The organism is Sporosarcina ureae (assembly GCF_029267015.1).
Taxonomy (GTDB): domain Bacteria; phylum Bacillota; class Bacilli; order Bacillales_A; family Planococcaceae; genus Sporosarcina; species Sporosarcina ureae_D.
This window is the reverse complement of record NZ_JARIEA010000060.1, coordinates 48,589-65,609: the sequence shown is the minus strand read 5'-3', so window position 1 is coordinate 65,609 and position 17,021 is coordinate 48,589. Positions and strand designations below refer to the sequence as shown.

Annotated in this window: 16 protein-coding genes and 1 riboswitch; of the genes, 11 read left to right on the top strand and 5 right to left on the bottom strand. The window is 38.2% G+C overall.

All coding sequences use genetic code 11. From position 1 onward, the window contains the following. Nucleotides 1-10 precede the first annotated feature (10 nt). From Q7P97_RS10035 to Q7P97_RS10010, 6 genes are all read left to right on the top strand, one after another. The gene (locus Q7P97_RS10035) at nucleotides 11-1,543 is read left to right on the top strand and encodes a DEAD/DEAH box helicase (RefSeq protein ID WP_303969055.1); all 1,533 of its coding nucleotides are present in this window, start codon (nucleotides 11-13) and stop codon (nucleotides 1,541-1,543) included. 13 nt (nucleotides 1,544-1,556) lie between these two features. After that, the gene (locus Q7P97_RS10030; RefSeq protein WP_303969054.1) at nucleotides 1,557-2,336 is read left to right on the top strand and encodes a YqhG family protein; all 780 of its coding nucleotides are present in this window, start codon (nucleotides 1,557-1,559) and stop codon (nucleotides 2,334-2,336) included. Nucleotides 2,337-2,454: 118 nt separating this feature from the next. Next, nucleotides 2,455-3,144: a response regulator transcription factor gene (locus tag Q7P97_RS10025; protein WP_303969113.1), complete on the top strand. Its 690-nt coding sequence runs from the start codon at nucleotides 2,455-2,457 to the stop codon at nucleotides 3,142-3,144. Then, the gene (locus Q7P97_RS10020) at nucleotides 3,141-4,145 is read left to right on the top strand and encodes a sensor histidine kinase (RefSeq protein ID WP_303969053.1); all 1,005 of its coding nucleotides are present in this window, start codon (nucleotides 3,141-3,143) and stop codon (nucleotides 4,143-4,145) included. The genes Q7P97_RS10025 and Q7P97_RS10020 overlap by 4 nt, the downstream gene beginning before the upstream one ends. Before the next feature lie 200 nt (nucleotides 4,146-4,345). Further along, the gene (locus tag Q7P97_RS10015) at nucleotides 4,346-5,107 is read left to right on the top strand and encodes an ABC transporter ATP-binding protein (RefSeq protein ID WP_303969052.1); all 762 of its coding nucleotides are present in this window, start codon (nucleotides 4,346-4,348) and stop codon (nucleotides 5,105-5,107) included. Then, complete coding sequence (locus Q7P97_RS10010; protein ID WP_303969051.1) at nucleotides 5,097-7,040, top strand: FtsX-like permease family protein; 1,944 nt, start codon at nucleotides 5,097-5,099, stop codon at nucleotides 7,038-7,040. Before Q7P97_RS10015 ends, Q7P97_RS10010 begins: the two co-directional genes overlap by 11 nt. Before the next feature lie 45 nt (nucleotides 7,041-7,085). On the opposite strand, the gene Q7P97_RS10005 is transcribed toward Q7P97_RS10010, so the two are convergent. From Q7P97_RS10005 to Q7P97_RS09990, 4 genes are all read right to left on the bottom strand, one after another. Next, nucleotides 7,086-7,307, bottom strand: coding sequence for a hypothetical protein (locus Q7P97_RS10005; RefSeq protein ID WP_303969050.1), 222 nt, complete (start codon nucleotides 7,305-7,307; stop codon nucleotides 7,086-7,088). A 250-nt stretch (nucleotides 7,308-7,557) separates the two neighbouring features. Beyond that, nucleotides 7,558-7,748, bottom strand: a riboswitch (cobalamin riboswitch). A 96-nt stretch (nucleotides 7,749-7,844) separates the two neighbouring features. Beyond that, complete coding sequence (locus Q7P97_RS10000) at nucleotides 7,845-9,191, bottom strand: MATE family efflux transporter (RefSeq protein WP_303969049.1); 1,347 nt, start codon at nucleotides 9,189-9,191, stop codon at nucleotides 7,845-7,847. Further along, nucleotides 9,188-9,652, bottom strand: coding sequence for a GNAT family N-acetyltransferase (locus tag Q7P97_RS09995; RefSeq protein WP_303969048.1), 465 nt, complete (start codon nucleotides 9,650-9,652; stop codon nucleotides 9,188-9,190). Before Q7P97_RS09995 ends, Q7P97_RS10000 begins: the two co-directional genes overlap by 4 nt. A gap of 61 nt (nucleotides 9,653-9,713) precedes the next feature. After that, a complete protein-coding gene (locus tag Q7P97_RS09990; RefSeq protein ID WP_303969047.1) occupies nucleotides 9,714-10,274 on the bottom strand; it encodes a TetR/AcrR family transcriptional regulator in 561 nt (186 codons plus the stop codon). A gap of 199 nt (nucleotides 10,275-10,473) precedes the next feature. On the opposite strand from Q7P97_RS09990, the gene Q7P97_RS09985 reads away from it, so the two are divergent. Both Q7P97_RS09985 and Q7P97_RS09980 read left to right on the top strand, forming a co-directional pair. Continuing rightward, entirely contained in the window at nucleotides 10,474-11,910 is a 1,437-nt protein-coding gene (locus tag Q7P97_RS09985) for an NAD(P)H-binding protein (protein WP_303969046.1), read from the top strand. A 154-nt stretch (nucleotides 11,911-12,064) separates the two neighbouring features. Then, entirely contained in the window at nucleotides 12,065-12,301 is a 237-nt protein-coding gene (locus Q7P97_RS09980; protein WP_483315751.1) for a tautomerase family protein, read from the top strand. Between the two features lie 58 nt (nucleotides 12,302-12,359). Here Q7P97_RS09980 and Q7P97_RS09975 read toward each other — a convergent pair whose 3' ends face one another. Then, the gene (locus Q7P97_RS09975) at nucleotides 12,360-12,977 is read right to left on the bottom strand and encodes a TetR/AcrR family transcriptional regulator (protein ID WP_303969045.1); all 618 of its coding nucleotides are present in this window, start codon (nucleotides 12,975-12,977) and stop codon (nucleotides 12,360-12,362) included. Nucleotides 12,978-13,146: 169 nt separating this feature from the next. Between Q7P97_RS09975 and kynU the strand changes: the two genes are divergently transcribed. From kynU to Q7P97_RS09960, 3 genes are all read left to right on the top strand, one after another. Then, nucleotides 13,147-14,430: a kynureninase gene (gene kynU / locus Q7P97_RS09970; protein WP_303969044.1), complete on the top strand. Its 1,284-nt coding sequence runs from the start codon at nucleotides 13,147-13,149 to the stop codon at nucleotides 14,428-14,430. A 19-nt stretch (nucleotides 14,431-14,449) separates the two neighbouring features. Beyond that, nucleotides 14,450-15,874, top strand: a complete 1,425-nt coding sequence (locus Q7P97_RS09965) for an amino acid permease (protein WP_303969043.1) — start codon at nucleotides 14,450-14,452, stop codon at nucleotides 15,872-15,874. A gap of 400 nt (nucleotides 15,875-16,274) precedes the next feature. Next, nucleotides 16,275-17,021, top strand: coding sequence for an IclR family transcriptional regulator (locus Q7P97_RS09960; protein WP_303969042.1), 747 nt, complete (start codon nucleotides 16,275-16,277; stop codon nucleotides 17,019-17,021).

The window sequence follows — 17,021 nt, the reverse complement described above, 5'->3', positions numbered from 1 at the left end:
GGTGATTGGAATGCTAATTGAAAGATCGTCTTCTTGGAAAGAAGGATTTATCAAACGACTTGAAAACCATGAACCGTGGGACAGTTCTACGCTTTATAACATGAGCTACGCCATCACGAAAAATAACTTAATTACTGATTTTACAGGATTACAATCACTTGCGTATTTACCTAACATCAAACCTTTACCCCATCAATTACAAGCGGCCGAACGAGTGATTGAACAGATGAATGGTAAAGCGATTTTAGCCGATGAAGTAGGACTTGGAAAAACAATTGAAGCAGGTCTGATTATTAAGGAATATATGCTGCGAGGACTAGTGAAAAAAGTACTTATATTAGTTCCTGCTTCTCTTGTAAATCAATGGATAGAGGAACTGTATACAAAGTTTCACATCCCTGCTCTGTTATACAAAAAGAATTACGAGCTCGATTATGTAGACGTAGTAGTCATGAGTATGGATACAGCTAAGCGGAGTCCACATAAGGAAAAGATTTTTGCACAAGACTATGATTTGATTATTGTTGATGAAGCACATAAATTAAAAAATCATAAAACCATTAGTTATGAGTTTGTGAAAAGTTTGAAGAAGAAATTTTGCTTATTACTAACAGCTACACCTATTCAAAATGATATTTTTGAATTATTTTATTTGGTCACTTTACTTAAACAAGGACATTTAGGCAACTATGAGGAGTTTTCTGCAGTATTTTCTACTAAAGTTCGGGATGAAGAACGAGATGGATATTTAAGAGAGCTAGTTAGTCAAGTCATGGTGCGCAACAGACGACAGGATACGGGCGTAGAATGGTCCACTCGAAAGGTGCACGCGATACCTATAACATTTACGGACAAAGAAAAACAAGTCTATGCAGCGGTATCCAATCTCAAAAACATATCGTCCGTATTCTCGGATGCATTTTCTACTATGACATTGCAAAGAGAGATGTGTAGCAGTCCAGATGCAACAATAGGTACATTGATGAAATTACGTCAAGAATGCAAGCAGCCAGAAGAAATCACATACGTGGAAAAAATCCTCGGACAATTAGAAAGTTTGCCTCTCCATTCAAAAGCTAAGAAGGCAACCGAACTGATCATACAAGCAAAAGATAAAGTGATTATTTTCACAGAGTATCGCATGACACAGTTATATTTAAGCGACTATCTATATGCGAATGGAATATCAAATGTCATTTTCAACGGAAAGTTAAGTAAGAGTAGTAGAGAATGGATTAAACATCTGTTCAAGCAGCAAGCGCAAGTGCTAATTGCGACTGAGTCCGGCGCTGAAGGGATTAACCTACAGTTTTGCCATCACGTCATCAATTATGATCTGCCTTGGAATCCAATGAAGTTGGAGCAACGAATTGGCCGAGTTCACCGACTAGGACAGGAACATGATGTACAGATTTACAATCTCGCTGTAAAAGACACGATAGATGATCACGTGATGAATGTATTGCAAGGTAAGATTGATACATTTGAACAAGTGGTAGGCGAACTAGATGATATATTGGTGATGAAAGAACAGTCTGTGTGAAGGAGGTAGATCCATGCATTCGACAGAAATCCATACGTATCTTCACCGATTCTTTAAAGAGAATAACTGTGAAGTACTTCATGGAAACGAGCACTATTTAACTGTACAACTGACAATTGATATGGATAAAAGGATCATGAACCGGCCATTTTATTGGCGGTATATAGAAAGTGTCAATGAAACACCGAATCCCGCACAACTTACGTTGATCACGGACATGGAGCAGTTGCAACATGGAATGAAGGGAGAAGTCATTCATCTTGGTTCTCCTCGCTTGCATCAGCTTTTTAGAGTGACCAAAGAGATGGGACAGTTCGTGAAAATGTATGAGCGGCTAGTTGAAGTTAACAAGCAGATAGTTTTGACCCCGTGGGTTGGTGTAAATTATAAAGTATCATTCATCAGTCATCAAACAAAGGAAATGCTGTATTCATTAGGCATTAATTTGATGACGGGTGCCGTAGTGAAAGATTTTCAGGAAGCTATTAGTTTACGGGACATGACCGAGCAACAATCTGAACACGTATTTCATTTGCCGTATATCATCACACCTGTTCGGGCACTTGATCGACTGGACGCTGTAATCACGCAAGTAATTGAAAATGAAGACCTAACGTGGATAGATGAAGCGGAAAAACGATGGAAAAAGGATCTAGCAGTCTTGGATTATTTCTATGAGGAACAGGAACAAAAACCTGAGAGTTATGAGAATGAGAAACGTGCGATGGAAGAACGTTTTAAACCGCGAATGACGTTGGATATTGTGAATGGCGGGCTATTTTATTTGAAATAACGTATAGCCCAAACGAATATAAACGCGCAAGTGAAATCAACTTTCACTTGCGCGTTGTTTTGATTCTACCTTCAGATAGGATAAACTAAATGTAATTAAAGGAAGTATGGTGAGTCCTATGTTTACGATTATGCTGATAGAAGATGATCAGACATTATTTGAAGAAATTAAAGAACGTCTAACACAGTGGTCTTATACAGTGGCTGGAATTCAGGACTTTTCAAATGTGCTGCATGAGTTTACAGAAATCAAACCTGATCTAGTCATTATCGATATTCAGTTACCTAAATTTGACGGATTCCATTGGTGTCGGATGATCCGCGCGCATTCGAATGTACCTATCATTTTTCTGTCTTCACGAGACCATCCGACTGATATCGTCATGTCCATGCAACTGGGAGCCGATGACTTTGTCCAAAAGCCTTTTCATTTCGATGTACTGATCGCAAAGGTTCAAGCTATTTTACGACGTGTTTATAACTATAATACCGAGCAGATCTTGGAAGTCAAAACGTGGTGTGGCGCAACTGTTGATTTTGTAAAAGGTACGCTGTCTAATAGAAACGGTACAATTGAGTTAACGAAAAACGAAATATATATTTTAAAAATATTGATAGATAGGAAGAATGAAATCGTATCGAGAGAAGAAATTATTACGAGCCTCTGGGATGATGAACGGTTTGTTAGTGACAATACGCTCACAGTCAACGTGAATCGTTTACGAAAAAGGATTGCGGAAATTGGCTTAGTGGATGTAATTGAAACAAAAGTGGGTCAAGGCTATATGGCGAAAGAAGAACCGCTATGATTCGATTGTTTGTAAAAGAGCGGGCCAGCTGGATACTGTTTTTTGTTCTTTTGCAGTTGTTGATTATAGGAATGGGCTATCTTGATACAAGTGTGTCATTTAGCTCTGCTATGTACATTGTGTTTCTGTCTAGCCTCTTCTTCTTACTGTTTTTAGTAATGCGCTATGTAAGAGAAACACGGTTTTACAAAGGTCTAATGAGACTAAATTCAACGTTTGATAATAGTGAAATACCAGTAGCCAATACCCCTTTCGAAGTAGTAACAGCCGAAAGGATAGCTGAACAAAACCAGATGTTTAACCTTCAATTAAATGAATTACAAACGAGTGTTGAGCAAGAGAAAGACGATATTTTAAATTGGATACACGAGGTGAAAACACCGCTTACGACAATGCAGTTAATGATTGAACGTACGGAAGATCCTGTTCTTCGTTCACGGCTAATGTATGAATGGCTTCGTATTCATCTGCTACTCGATCAACAACTTCATCATAAGCGTATTCCATTCATTCAAAATGATTTATATATCGAAAAAGTGGAAATGGAGAAGCTGTTATTTCAAGAGATTAAGTCATTAAGACAATGGTGTATGCAAAAAGGGATAGGATTTGATATATCGTTGGAGACAGAAGAAGTGCTGACTGACGCAAAATGGTGCGGCTTTATCATTCGACAACTGTTGACGAATGCGGTGAAATACAGTGAAGCGTCAGATATACGTATTCGAAGTACAACGCATAATGAAATGACTTCGCTATCAATAGAAGACTTTGGCCGTGGAATCGATCCGAAAGACATATCCCGCATATTCGACAAAGGTTTCACCGGAACTGTCGACCACCAAGACCATGCAGCTACAGGAATGGGACTGTACTTAGCTAAACAAGTGGCGGACGCACTGCTGATTGATATCCAAGTAGAGTCCACACATGGAAAAAGTACGCGGTTCAACTTGATCTTTGCGAAAGAAAACGAGTTGATACGCATTGCTGGTATGTAGGAGATAAGTGGTCTGGGATTGTAGCTCCAGCTAGCGAACGCTTCAATCCTACTTAAAAAGTGGGGCGATGCAGAATACTACTAGTCACCCCAACTTACAGCATGTGACGATAATGTCACATGCTTTTTCTAATTGTCATGTCAAAGACAGGAGAAACATCCGTATCTTGATTAAGATAGCATTAAGAAGGAGTGATGGACATGGTAATTCTACAAGCAACGAAAATATATAAAACATACGGCAACAAATTTAATAAACAAGAAGTACTCAGTGCGCTTGATTTAGAAGTAAATAAAGGTGAATTCGTCAGTATTATGGGGGCGTCTGGCTCCGGTAAAACGACTCTGCTTAACGTTCTCTCCTCTATTGATCGGGTGAGTCAAGGAACGATTAGCATAGAAGGGCAGAATATTAATCAAATGAAGGAGAAGCAAATGGCGGAATTCCGTAAACGTCACTTAGGCTTCATCTTTCAGGACTATAACTTACTAGATACGTTAACTGTAAAAGAAAATATTCTACTTCCGTTATCGGTACAAAAAGTAGCGAAAAAAAGAGCCAATGAAAAATTTCATGCAGTGGCGGAAGACTTAGGCATTGCAGACATTGCAGACAAATATCCTAATGAAATATCAGGTGGTCAAAAGCAAAGAACGTCTGCTGCGCGGGCATTTATTCATGATCCAAGTATCATCTTTGCAGATGAACCAACGGGCGCCCTCGATTCAAAAGCAGCATCTGATCTCTTGAATAAACTAAGTGAACTTAACACGAAACGAAATGCCTCTATCGTCATGGTCACTCATGATCCATTAGCGGCAAGTTTCAGTGAGCGGGTCGTGTTCATTAAAGACGGACAAATCTACACGCAACTATATAAAGGAGACCAAACACGGAATGAGTTTTTCAATGACATTATAAAAACGCAAGGTGTATTGGGTGGTGTGCAACATGACGCTTAATCAGCTAATCTTCCGCAATATTAAGAAAAACCTCAAGCATTATTATGTGTATATCTTTGCTTTAGTCTTTAGTGTTGGTCTGTACTTTTCATTCGTTACACTGCAATTTGATCCAGCATTAGACGATGCAACGGGTGGAGTAAAAGGTGCGGCGGCTATTAAGTCGGGTTCGATTTTACTGATTGTTATCGTATCGATCTTCTTGCTTTATGCTAACAATTTATTCATCAAGCGTCGCAGTAAGGAAATAGGTTTATTCCAATTGATTGGCATGACGAAAGGGACAGTTTTCCGCATATTGAGTGTTGAGAATTTCGTGTTATACATTGGATCTCTGCTCGTGGGTATATTCCTAGGTTTTTCTATGTCTCGATTATTGATGATCATTCTTTTTAAGGTAACAGGTGTTACCGACGTGGCAACATTGCGTTTCTCGTTGGAAGCAATGCTTCAAACAATCGTAGTATTTGCAGTGATTTATGTATTAATCTTAATTATGAATGCATTATTTATTAAACGTCAAAGCATCTTGTCACTATTTAGTGTAACGACTGTTGCGCAGCAACGTGTACAAAAGGTAACAACATTTCAAGCATTCATTGGCGTGGTAGGCATTTTGCTTATTTCGTTTGGCTACTATTTATCTACTCGGCTATTCAGTGGCGCAATCCTTGGCGAGTACTTGTTTCTCACAATGGTCGTCATTCTGGCATCTGTTGTTATAGGTACGTATTTATTTTATAAAGGCTCTGTCAGCTTCATTTTTAATTTGATCCGTAAGCGAAAAGGGGGATATTTAAACGTTAACGATGTATTGTCTTTATCATCTATTATGTTCCGAATGAAATCCAATTCATTTTTATTGATGATTATCACAACATTATCCGCGTTATCTATTGCGTTGCTATCGCTTAGTTACATTTCGTATTACTCAGTAGAGAAAACTGTGGAAAGAACTATTCCTACAGACTTCACTATTCCAAATACTGAGCGTGCCGCGGAATTCACACAAGCGTTAGAAAAAGAGAACGTAGCCTATACGGAGACGGCTACGGATTTATTAACATCACCAGTTGATTTATCGCAAGTACTGTCTATTCTAGGAGAGGTTCCTGGAGATCAAAGCTATAGTAACACGCGTATGATCGTAATGAGCGAGAAAACAGTAAAGAAAGTAGATGTAGAGGAAAACGAAGTACTGTTTATTAATTCAGATTCTGTCATGGAAAAATTTATGAAGTTTCAAGCTGATAAACAAGTCATATTCCAAGGTGAAGAACATTCATATGATCTGACTTTTAAAGGTGTAGAGAATTTGGTTATTCTACCAACTCGTATAACCTATGCTTTCCCTGTCGCTGTAGTCGATGACCAAGTATTTCAGCGAATGCTAGTAGATAAGGATTCTTCCTTTACGTCTGAATTCACTGAGTATCATGGAGTGAATATTAATAATAAAAATCAACTTGAAATAGCGAATGCTATTTTCAATGAGTTGGAAATAAATGTATGGGCGGGACATGAATCAAAATATGAAGAAAGAATAAACCAAAAGCAAAGTGTTGGCATCACGATGTTTATCGTAGGCTTCCTAGGCCTTGCATTTCTCATCACATCCGGCTGCATTCTCTATTTCAAACAAATGGACGAAAGTGAAGATGAGAAATCAAACTACACGATTCTTCGTAAATTGGGCTTTACACAATCTGATTTGTTGAAGGGCATCCAGAAAAAGCAATTATTTAACTTTGGTATTCCATTAGTTGTCGGATTGCTCCATAGCTACTTCGCAGTAAAGTCGGGCTGGTTTTTATTCGGTACTGAAATGCTAACACCAATGATTATTGTGATGTTCATCTACACGGCATTATACTCGATATTCGGATTACTATCCGTTATAAATTATAAACGTGTGATAAAAGATTCTCTATAAAGTGTAAACGCCTCTGACAGATTAATGTCAGAGGCGTATTTACTATTAGTTACTACCAACCAATTCTTCTACTACTGTTTTATATGCTTTATCTAAATTATAAAGTTGCTGTTCTTTTTCTATTTGATCTTTTGAAGTATCTTCGGAAATCTGTTTCTTCACATCATTGAGTACTAAGGGGAGTGGAGTAGAGTGAGTGCTCACTCGGTCCGACATCAGCGTATCCTTTAATAAGTTTGTAAAATCATCGATTGTTTGGTTATTCATAATTCATTCTCCTCATCGTGTTTTGTAGTGGTTCGTCGACAAAAAACATCCGTCCGAGTAAATACCTGGAAGGATGTTAAGTGGGAAGCCATGACGAATTAAACGGTTCAGTCGGATATTCATATATAGTGGATCGATAGAAGCTGTATCGAAGCCACCTAATGAATGTCCTGATCCCGTTTTTTCGTACGTCGGCTTGTGTATGATTGTTCATAAGCCGCACTTGACACCTCCTATCCGCGTAGGGTATTGGTGTGTACTGATCTAGGCAGGTCTCCTGGCTCGTCTTCAACGTATATTTCACCTTCCCATTTCCCTTGCGGTGAAACAGTGGTAACGAATTATACTCCAACTCACAGTTGCGGGACAGCATCGGTTTTTCACCGATTTCCCTTTTAAGCGTTTAAGAAAAATAAACGCACCTATCTCTAACACGATATTCAGTTGCTCTCTCAGTATATCACTATTATTTATGAAAGGAATAAAATAGCGCAGTATCCATATAGGATCTGCACTATAACTTTTTCCTTAATCAAGTTATCCACTCAGCGAATGACGAGTCGCGTTTCGTTGATATAAATATACTCCAACAAATACGATAAACTCAGAAGCAGGGATAGATAGCCAAATACCATTAAGCCCAAAGAAGCGTGGTAAAATCATCAAGAAAATCAACATAATAATAATTTCGCGAGAAGCGGTGATCCAAGTCGCCATTCGAACATTACCGACTGACTGATAATACGTCATCATCACGAAGTTTGTACCTGTGAATAAATAGGCAATGAAGAATAAATTAATTCCGGTAGTGGCCAAATCTCTGACGGCTTGTGGGAAGTCTCCGAAAATCGATACAATAGGGCCTGCTGCGAACTGTCCAACGAGGAAAAATACAGCACCTGCGATGACGACAGTGAGCGTGGCCTTTTTAACGGTTTCCTTCATTCTTTCTCGGTTGCCGGAGCCTTTATAATAACTAATCAGCGGCTGAATTGCACCACCCATTCCTAGGAATAGCATCAGCATGACGCTGTGTACATAATTCAAAATAGAGAACGCTGCAACCCCTTCCGTACCAGCCATCCGTTCGAACGCAATATTATGTGTGATGGTAAAGAAGGATATACCCAATTCGGATAAGAAACTTGGGAATCCAATGAATAGGATCGCTAGAAATAGTTTTTTATTGAATTTCAAGCGAATCAGTTTCAAGTTATTGGTCTTCTTAAAGAAATGTGTCACCAGTACGAGCATACCCAAAAATGAGGCAATAATAGTAGCTGATGCAGCCCCAGCGACTCCGTAGTCTAAAATGAATAAGAACACGTAGTTCAAAATAATATTGACGACAGACGTCACAATCAAACCAGCCATTGACAGGTTAGGTGCTCCATCATTTCGCACAAAAATACTAAAAGTGTTTTCTACAGTGAAGATAAAACCAAACAATAAAATAACAAATAAGTATTGCGATACATAAGGGAATGTAGTCGCATTGGCCCCAAGCGCGTATGCTAGTGGATCCCTAAAAACAAAGGCAGTCAAACCTAATACAATAGTAAATAAGAATATGGAAAGAATCGCGTGCGTAAAGATCGACCGGGCTTTTTGCGTATCCTTAGCACCCATAGCCATCGAGTATTTCGTAGCAGCACCGATACCAATCCATAAAGAAATAGCAAAAAAGATAGTATAAACGGGAGCCGAAATTCCGACTCCCGCTAATGCTTCTGCACCCAATCGATTACCGACCATGATGCCGTCTGCCACAATATTGATTGCCATTAGTAACATACCGACAGTTGAAGGTATTAAGTAACGTAAAAAGATACGTCCTACTGGTTCAGTATCTAATTGATTGAGTTTGGGTGAAGAAGAATTCATTGCAAAGGACTCCTTTGAAGATCAAGTTCCATGATGAGGCAAGGGAATTCACCTACGTCATCAATTTTTCCATTTAACTTAAAACCGAACTTTTCGTATAAATGCTGTGCAGCTTTATTACTTGGATAAATACTTAAATAGATCTTATTGCATTGATACTTTTCTTCCATTCTGGTTAGTAGAAGTTTAAGAAATCTGCTAGCATAGCCTTTCCCTTGATGATGCTGATCTATCATAAAGCGATCCAGCCATACATTGCCATTTGCTTCACGTCCATGCATAGCATAGCCGACTAGCTCCTCTCCATCGTATAACCCAATAGATTTCCATTCGGGTTCAAACTGCGACTGTGCTAGTGAAAATGAATTGCTTTCAATAAAGTTCTTTTGGTTTTCGTGTACGGATAAATAGGCAACATCCTGCCAATTTTCATTCGTTACCTCACATGCGTGGAGGCTCATAATTCCATCTCGCTTTCATATTTTGTAAAACAGAAAAACTTTTTGTGTTTTATTAGTTTTTTTAGTCGTCACTTTTCTTAATAAATCCGAACAACAGGATATCTACAATAGAATCCAGTGCTTCGGTTACAGTCATGCGATTTTCATAGAAGAACTTTCGATCAAGAGTGGAGTTCGTTGCATCTATAATCAATTTCATTAGTAACTCTATATTTTGATCGGCAATAATACCTTCATGAATACCTTGTTCAATCAATTCGCGCAGTTCATCCCATTCATGAAGTGCAGAGTGGACGCGTTCCCATTGTACGGGATGTGTTTTTCTCATCTGATCAAGGATTTGCCAGTTATAAAAATCATTATACTTCGGGATAACTGTTATGACTTTCTTGATCTTATCTACAAGTTGTAGTTCAGTGTCTTTCATGATGATATCGGTTTTTTCATCAAACTCTTGTAATGTCGAGTCAATAATCGCATCTAAAATTTCCGTTTTTGAAGAAAAGTTTTCGTATAACGTTCGTTTACTGATGCCCAGTCTTTTCGCTAGATCATCCATTGTGAACTTCATACTTTTCTCATGAATTTCTTCGAGGAAAGCTTTCATAATACGTGCTTTCATTTATCGTACCCCTATCTTTATACATATCAAGCAAAACTTTAAAAACAAATATAGTTTTCATCGTTCATTTCATTATAAATACTTTTAATGAAAAAAGCAAAGACTACTGCTCAAAAGTAGTATTAATTAAATATATAGGCTTATAAAACTGTTAGAATGGGTAGTTTTACTGTATACGTACAAGAGAGGGTGAGATTGTATGGGTGAAAAGAAATTGGTTGTAGCTGTAGCTGGCGCAAGTGGTTATATCGGCAATAATCTATTGAAAAAACTTAAAGGAAAGGCTAAAGTTATTGGTCTGTCACGTAATGGTGATCAGAGGCAGAATACGGAAGATGTAGAGTGGCGTTCTTGTGATCTGTTTTCTATGAAAGATGCGGAGAAGAGTTTAGCTGGTGCTGATGTTGCGGTTTATCTCGTTCATTCTATGCTGAAATCAGCAAAACTATCTCAAGGAACTTTTGAAGATATGGATGTTATATTGGCAGATAATTTTGCACAGGCGGCGAAAAAACAAGGGATTAAGCAGATCGTCTATTTGGGTGGGATTATTCCAGATGAAGATGAAAAAGATTTATCTAGGCATTTGAAAAGCCGTTTGGAAGTGGAACGTATTTTACGATCGTATACTGTTCCTGTCACCGCATTACGTGCAGGGCTAATTGTCGGCCCAAAAGGTTCTTCATTCCCAATTTTGTCGAAGCTAGTTAGACGGCTTCCGATAATGATTTTACCTAAATGGACACGTTCCGATACACAGCCCGTCGCACTGGATGATGTGATGAAATCATTAAGTTCATTAATACTAGACTTTGAACCTGCGCAACGATCTATCGATATAGGTGGTCCCGAGGTGATGACGTATAAAGTTATGATGGAGAAAACTGCAGAAGTAGCAGGGAAATCTTCACGAATGTTGGATGTTCCATTCTTCTCTCTGAGTCTTTCAAGGCTTTGGTTGCGTCTGGTGACACAAACACCGAAAGAAATCGTCTATCCATTGGTGGAAAGCTTGAAACATCCAATGGTTGTGAATCCGAAACATTATATGGAAGGCATTAGTGACGGTGAAATTCCATTTATTCAAGCGGCAAGAGAAGCGCTTGAAGCAGAAACGAAAGAAAAAGAAACACCGAAACAGAAATCACCAATGGGGCCGCTTAAACAGGATGTACGATCTGTACAACGAATCACGTTGCCCCATAGCTGGACAGCTGATGAGACTGCACGTTATTACGTCAAGTGGCTATCCACTTTCCTTAATCCTTGGGTCAAGACGGAAGTAGACGACCAATTAAACTGTCGCATCGGTTTTCTAGGCGATCGAACACTATTAGAGCTTAGTTATTCTGCTGATCGTAGTACAAAAGATCGCTCGCTTTACTATATTACGGGTGGATTATTAATGGATCCTGATTCCAATGAACGTGGCAGAATGGAGTTTCGAAAGATTCCGGGATCAAATGAAGTAATCATTGCCATCCATGATTATCTCCCTTCCATTCCATGGTTTGTTTATTACGTAACACAAGCCAATATGCACGCGTTTGTCATGTCTTGTTTCCGTCAACATATGTACAAGTTGGGTGCAATTGAACGTGATCGATTAGGAATTGTTGCTTCTAATGTACGATGAAGAAAGATCTAGGTTTTAATTTCTAGAATGCAATTGTTCACTTTGAATCCATATACTTTGACTATGTTTAGTTCATGCTTGGTACATGATTCTATTTAAACAAAATATCCTCAAGAGTGACATGTTGTTGTAAAAGAAGTAGTAGTAATATAGCATGAAGTTAAAAGCTATGAAACAGAGGTGTGGTATGCCAATCATTCAAGTTCAAGTGTTAGAGGGAAGAAGCAAAGAACAAATTAAAGGGTTAATAGAGGATATCACGGAAGCATCAGTCAAGAATCTAGAGGTTCGTCCTGAACAAGTACGAGTCATCTTGACAGAAATTCAAGATACGAATTGGGGAGCAGGCGGGTTGACAATGAAAGAGATTAAGCAAAAACGTCAATCATAAATAATAGATTATAAAAGTTATACAAAAAGCGAACTTGCCCAGACGGAAGTTTGCTTTTTTACATGTTGTATAAACCATCTACATACATTGCAGTTAAAGTATTTGCGATTTCTTCAATTGAAGCAGTATTAGTTTTATGTACTACTTCCCATTGAAAATTCTCATTTGCGAAGAACCAAAAACGAGCAACAAGGTTTGCTTGCAGATCCGAGCGCGCTAGTCCGCAGGATTGTGAATATGTAATATCCTTTGTAATATAATGAATATTTGTTTCGCGTATTTCATCCCATTTCGCGTTCACTGCTGAAGACAAGCCGATAGCTTCGGAGAATACTTTCATAATTTTGTGGTTGTTATTTGCCATATTCAAAAATAACAACACTTGCTTATGAATCAAGACTTCGGCTTCTTTCTTTGATGAAGGTGCAAATGGAGTACTTGCCATATCCAAAAACTCCTGCATTACATCCTCAATGAGCATGATTAATATATCATCTTTTCCTTTAAAGTAAACATATGCTGTACCATAGCCTGTCTTCGCCTTCTTAATAATTTGTGTAATAGTTGTTTTTTCAAAACCATTCTCATAGAAGAGCTCTTTAGATGCCTCAAGTAAACGTTTTTTAGTCGCAATAGATCTCAAATTTCTCCCGTCCGTTATCTCTTCCTTTTTCATCGTATTGCCTCCTTTCCAATTCAATCGTACTTATTGTAGCGTATATTTTTTGTTCAGACAATGAAGCATCAAGGATTTCACCTGCTGAAACTTGCATAAAAAGATATTGACACCATGTCAACTTGCTATTATTATTGAGTAAATTCAGTTTATTGGAGGCGCTTACATAATGAATGTGGAAAAGTTAATTACAATTAAAGAAGCGAAGGAATACGATTCAAAGGATGAGTTTCAACCGTACCGTAATGAGTTTTTTCTTCAGCCAGGGAAAATTTATATGGACGGTAATTCACTAGGGCTTATGTCAAAACAAGCTGAAGTGAAAGTAGATGAACTTATGGATTCTTGGAAGCAATTAGCGATTCAAGGTTGGACAAACGGAAAATACCCTTGGTTTTACTTACCGGAGAAATTAAGTGCTATGTGTGCACCGCTTATTGGAGCTGAAAGTGAAGAAGTATCAATTTGCGGATCAACAACTAGTAATATCCATCAGGTAGTTTCTACTTTTTATAAACCGAATGGTAAAAAGACGAAAATATTAGCTGATGAACTGACATTCCCCTCAGATATTTATGCGCTTCAAAGCCAAATTAAACTACAAGGGTACGATCCCGATGAACATTTGATTCAAGTGAAAAGTCGTGATGGACGCATGATAGAAGAAGATGACATTATTGCTGCCATGACCGATGATATCGCTTTAATTTTCTTGCCTACAGTACTATACCGAAGCGGACAGCTATTGGATATTGAACGTTTGACTAAAGAAGCACATAAACGCGGAATTCCTATTGGTTTTGATGCGTGTCATTCTATTGGTGCAGTACCCCATCGATTTAGCGAATGGGAAGTAGATTTTGCTGTTTGGTGTAATTATAAGTATTTAAATGGTGGACCTGGATCTGTTGCGGGACTTTATGTTAATAAAAAGCACTTCGGTATTACACCAGGTCTTGCGGGCTGGTATAGCTCTAAAAAGGATAAGCAGTTTGATATGAGTCACACCTTGGATGTTGAGGAGTCAGCAGGAGCTTTCCAAGTTGGGACATCACATGTACTGAGTTTAGCACCTATCATTGCATCATTAGAGCTCTTTGCTGAAGCGGAAATTGAAAGGGTACGCCAGAAATCACTTCACATCACTCGCTTCATGCTTCAGTTAATCGAACAAGAGTTAGACGGATTAGGTTATTCCATTGGTAATCCAATGGAGGATGAACGTCGAGGTGGACATGTTTGTCTAGAGCATGATGAGGCCGTGCGGATATGCAAGGCATTGGTTGCCGAAAATATTATACCTGATAACCGCCCACCAAATATTATACGACTAGCACCTATTGCTTTTTACACATCTTATGAGGAAGTCTTCACTACAGTGCAAATTTTAAAACGTATTGTCATTGAAAAGCAATATGAACAGTATGGGAAAGAGCGCAACGTGGTGTCATAAAATTCAAGGGGGTGGGGTAATGGGGAAGAAGGATACAAGTTTTCAAGACATAATTGAAAGAGAGAAAGGTCTTAGCCAAAGTCTGACAACAAGGCAACTGACGATGATCGCGATTGGAGGAGCTATTGGTACAGGATTATTTCTTGGAAGTGGTTTGGCAATCGGTCTTGCAGGTCCAAGTGTAATCGTGAGTTACGCGATTGGTGCTTTGATAGCATTATTACTGATGGGTTGTCTTTCTGAGATGACAGTGGCTCATCCTGTAACTGGTTCATTCGGTGCTTATGCTGAAAAGTATATCAATCCATGGGCTGGCTTTTCTGTACGTTATTCCTATTGGTTCAGTTTAGTATGTGCGATTGGAACAGAAGTCACGGCAGTAGCGATCTATATGAAGTATTGGTTTCCAACAGTACCTGCTATCGTTTGGATTGTCTTATTTGCAGCATTATTAATGTATGTAAATATGACAGCTGTTAAGGTATTTGGTGCTGTGGAATATTGGTTCTCTTTAATAAAGGTAGTGGCAATTACTGGATTCATTATACTGGCAACATATGTTATTGTGGGAGCCGACGCTACTTCCTCTATTGGAATTCAGAACTATACTGAAAATGGTGGATTTTTCCCAAATGGTTTTTATGGAATGTGGATTGCCGTTTTCATATCATTATTTAGTTATTTAAGTATTGAAATGATTGCAGTCAGCGCAGGGGAAGCGAAGGATCCTGAGAAAGCCGTTCCAATTGCATTGCGTTCAGCAGTTGTTCGTTTAATAGTATTTTACTTGATAACATTATCACTAATGTTGATGATTGTACCTTGGACTATGGCAGGTGCTGATATAAGCCCATTTGTTAAGGTAATGCAGATTGTCGATATACCAGGGGCAGCTGCAATTATGAACTTCGTCGTATTGATTGCTGCTTTATCAGCTATGAATAGTCAATTATATATTTCGACCCGTATGATGTTTTCATTATCAAGAGGTGGTTATGCACCAAAAATCCTAGGAAGATTAAACAAAAAATCAGTGCCCTCTATCGCTTTATTTGCATCTGTGATCGGCATTGTATTCGCAACAGTCTTTACCATTGTAAAGCCTGATACTGCATTCACAATGATGATTTCATTATCTAGCTTTGGCGCGATGTTTGCATGGTTTATGATATTTATCACGCATTTATTCTTCCGAAAGAAGTGGAATGAAACGAGTGGAAGAAAATTACCCGTTCGAATGATTGGTTACCCATACCTCACTATATTTGGGGCATTATTATTAGCAAGTGTCGTACTATCAACCTGGTTCTCTCCAGATTTTAGAGCTACACTTCTTTTAGGATTCCCATGGCTGCTCTTCATTACGATTTGTTATTTCATTTGGAAACGCACAATTGGTAAGCGTATAATCACTCAGTACGAGAATGATGAAAAGCTTGAATAAACAAAAACAAGCAACTTTAGATATAACTCGATTCTCTTCCACATCGAGTTATATTTTTGTGATATCGAATTTTATGATTGTTTTATTCATTCATTAATGTATGAAAGTCGTATGTAAAAAATCTGAAAATTAGTTGAATTGTTGGTGTAAGTTTCATAATGTGAAATTTAAAGCTTGTTATGTCATTCTAGCATTCGTATAATTTAAATTACTACTAAACGATATACGAGTAACCTGATATACGAGTAACCTTCAGATAAGTTTATATCGTTCATAACATAAAAGTGCAGAAGAACGTTTTCGGTAGAAAATTCCGAGAACTTTTCCGCTATATCTTGAAAGCGGTTACAAGTGAAGAACAGTAAGTGTACCTACATTAAGCTAGGGAGGAGAAATTCAAGTGATCGAGTCTGTTAAAAAGGCATGTTCTATTATTAGTTGTTTTTCTAATGAGGAACCGATATTAGGCAATGCAGAAATAGCCGGTAAACTTGGGATCAGTCCAAGTACGGCACATCATTTGGTTAGTACATTGTGTAATGAAGGTGTATTGATGAGAGATTCAAATAGACGTTATCGTTTGGGCTGGAAATTACTAGAATGGAATAATAATGTCATGTTTCAGCAAGATATTTATGACAGAGCCATACCACTTGTAAAAGACTTAATAAGTAGATTTGTAGGAACTGCCCATATCGCCATGTTTGACAAAGGTGAAGTGGTCTTTGTTCTTAAAGTATCCTCTCAGGAAGCCTCTCCAATTCACACACACATCGGATCACGAAAGCCTGCTTATGCTACGAGTACCGGGAAAGTATTGTTAGCTTATAACAATGCCTATCTTAAAGAAACAATCGAACGGGGGCTATCGTTACAAGCGCCTAATACGATTACAGATATTGATAAGTTAAAAGAAGATTTAAAAAGAGTTCGCGACATCGGATATTCTATTAGTAATAATGAAAACTCGACCAGTACTTATGCAATTGCCGCACCAATTTTGTCGTATTCAGGTAAAACAATTGCAGCAGTAAACTTAGTGGGACCGGCAACTTATATGCAAGGAGACAATCAGAAGAGAATTATCCAAAGTGTAATTAAAACAGCGGATTCTATATCAAAAGAATTGGGTTATATCGAAGTGTGA

Excerpts from the sequence above, each read along its gene's own strand:
- Q7P97_RS09995 (WP_303969048.1), bottom strand. The coding sequence starts at position 9,652 with ATGAGCCTCCACGCATGTGAGGTAACGAATGAAAATTGGCAGGATGTT.
- kynU (WP_303969044.1), top strand. The coding sequence starts at position 13,147 with ATGAATGTGGAAAAGTTAATTACAATTAAAGAAGCGAAGGAATACGAT.
- Q7P97_RS10030 (WP_303969054.1), top strand. The coding sequence starts at position 1,557 with ATGCATTCGACAGAAATCCATACGTATCTTCACCGATTCTTTAAAGAG.
- Q7P97_RS10015 (WP_303969052.1), top strand. The coding sequence starts at position 4,346 with ATGGTAATTCTACAAGCAACGAAAATATATAAAACATACGGCAACAAA.
- Q7P97_RS10020 (WP_303969053.1), top strand. The coding sequence starts at position 3,141 with ATGATTCGATTGTTTGTAAAAGAGCGGGCCAGCTGGATACTGTTTTTT.
- Q7P97_RS09990 (WP_303969047.1), bottom strand. The coding sequence starts at position 10,274 with ATGAAAGCACGTATTATGAAAGCTTTCCTCGAAGAAATTCATGAGAAA.
- Q7P97_RS10010 (WP_303969051.1), top strand. The coding sequence starts at position 5,097 with ATGACGCTTAATCAGCTAATCTTCCGCAATATTAAGAAAAACCTCAAG.
- Q7P97_RS09980 (WP_483315751.1), top strand. The coding sequence starts at position 12,065 with ATGAAGTTAAAAGCTATGAAACAGAGGTGTGGTATGCCAATCATTCAA.
- Q7P97_RS09975 (WP_303969045.1), bottom strand. The coding sequence starts at position 12,977 with ATGAAAAAGGAAGAGATAACGGACGGGAGAAATTTGAGATCTATTGCG.
- Q7P97_RS10000 (WP_303969049.1), bottom strand. The coding sequence starts at position 9,191 with ATGAATTCTTCTTCACCCAAACTCAATCAATTAGATACTGAACCAGTA.
- Q7P97_RS09985 (WP_303969046.1), top strand. The coding sequence starts at position 10,474 with ATGGGTGAAAAGAAATTGGTTGTAGCTGTAGCTGGCGCAAGTGGTTAT.
- Q7P97_RS10025 (WP_303969113.1), top strand. The coding sequence starts at position 2,455 with ATGTTTACGATTATGCTGATAGAAGATGATCAGACATTATTTGAAGAA.
- Q7P97_RS10005 (WP_303969050.1), bottom strand. The coding sequence starts at position 7,307 with ATGAATAACCAAACAATCGATGATTTTACAAACTTATTAAAGGATACG.
- Q7P97_RS10035 (WP_303969055.1), top strand. The coding sequence starts at position 11 with ATGCTAATTGAAAGATCGTCTTCTTGGAAAGAAGGATTTATCAAACGA.
- Q7P97_RS09965 (WP_303969043.1), top strand. The coding sequence starts at position 14,450 with ATGGGGAAGAAGGATACAAGTTTTCAAGACATAATTGAAAGAGAGAAA.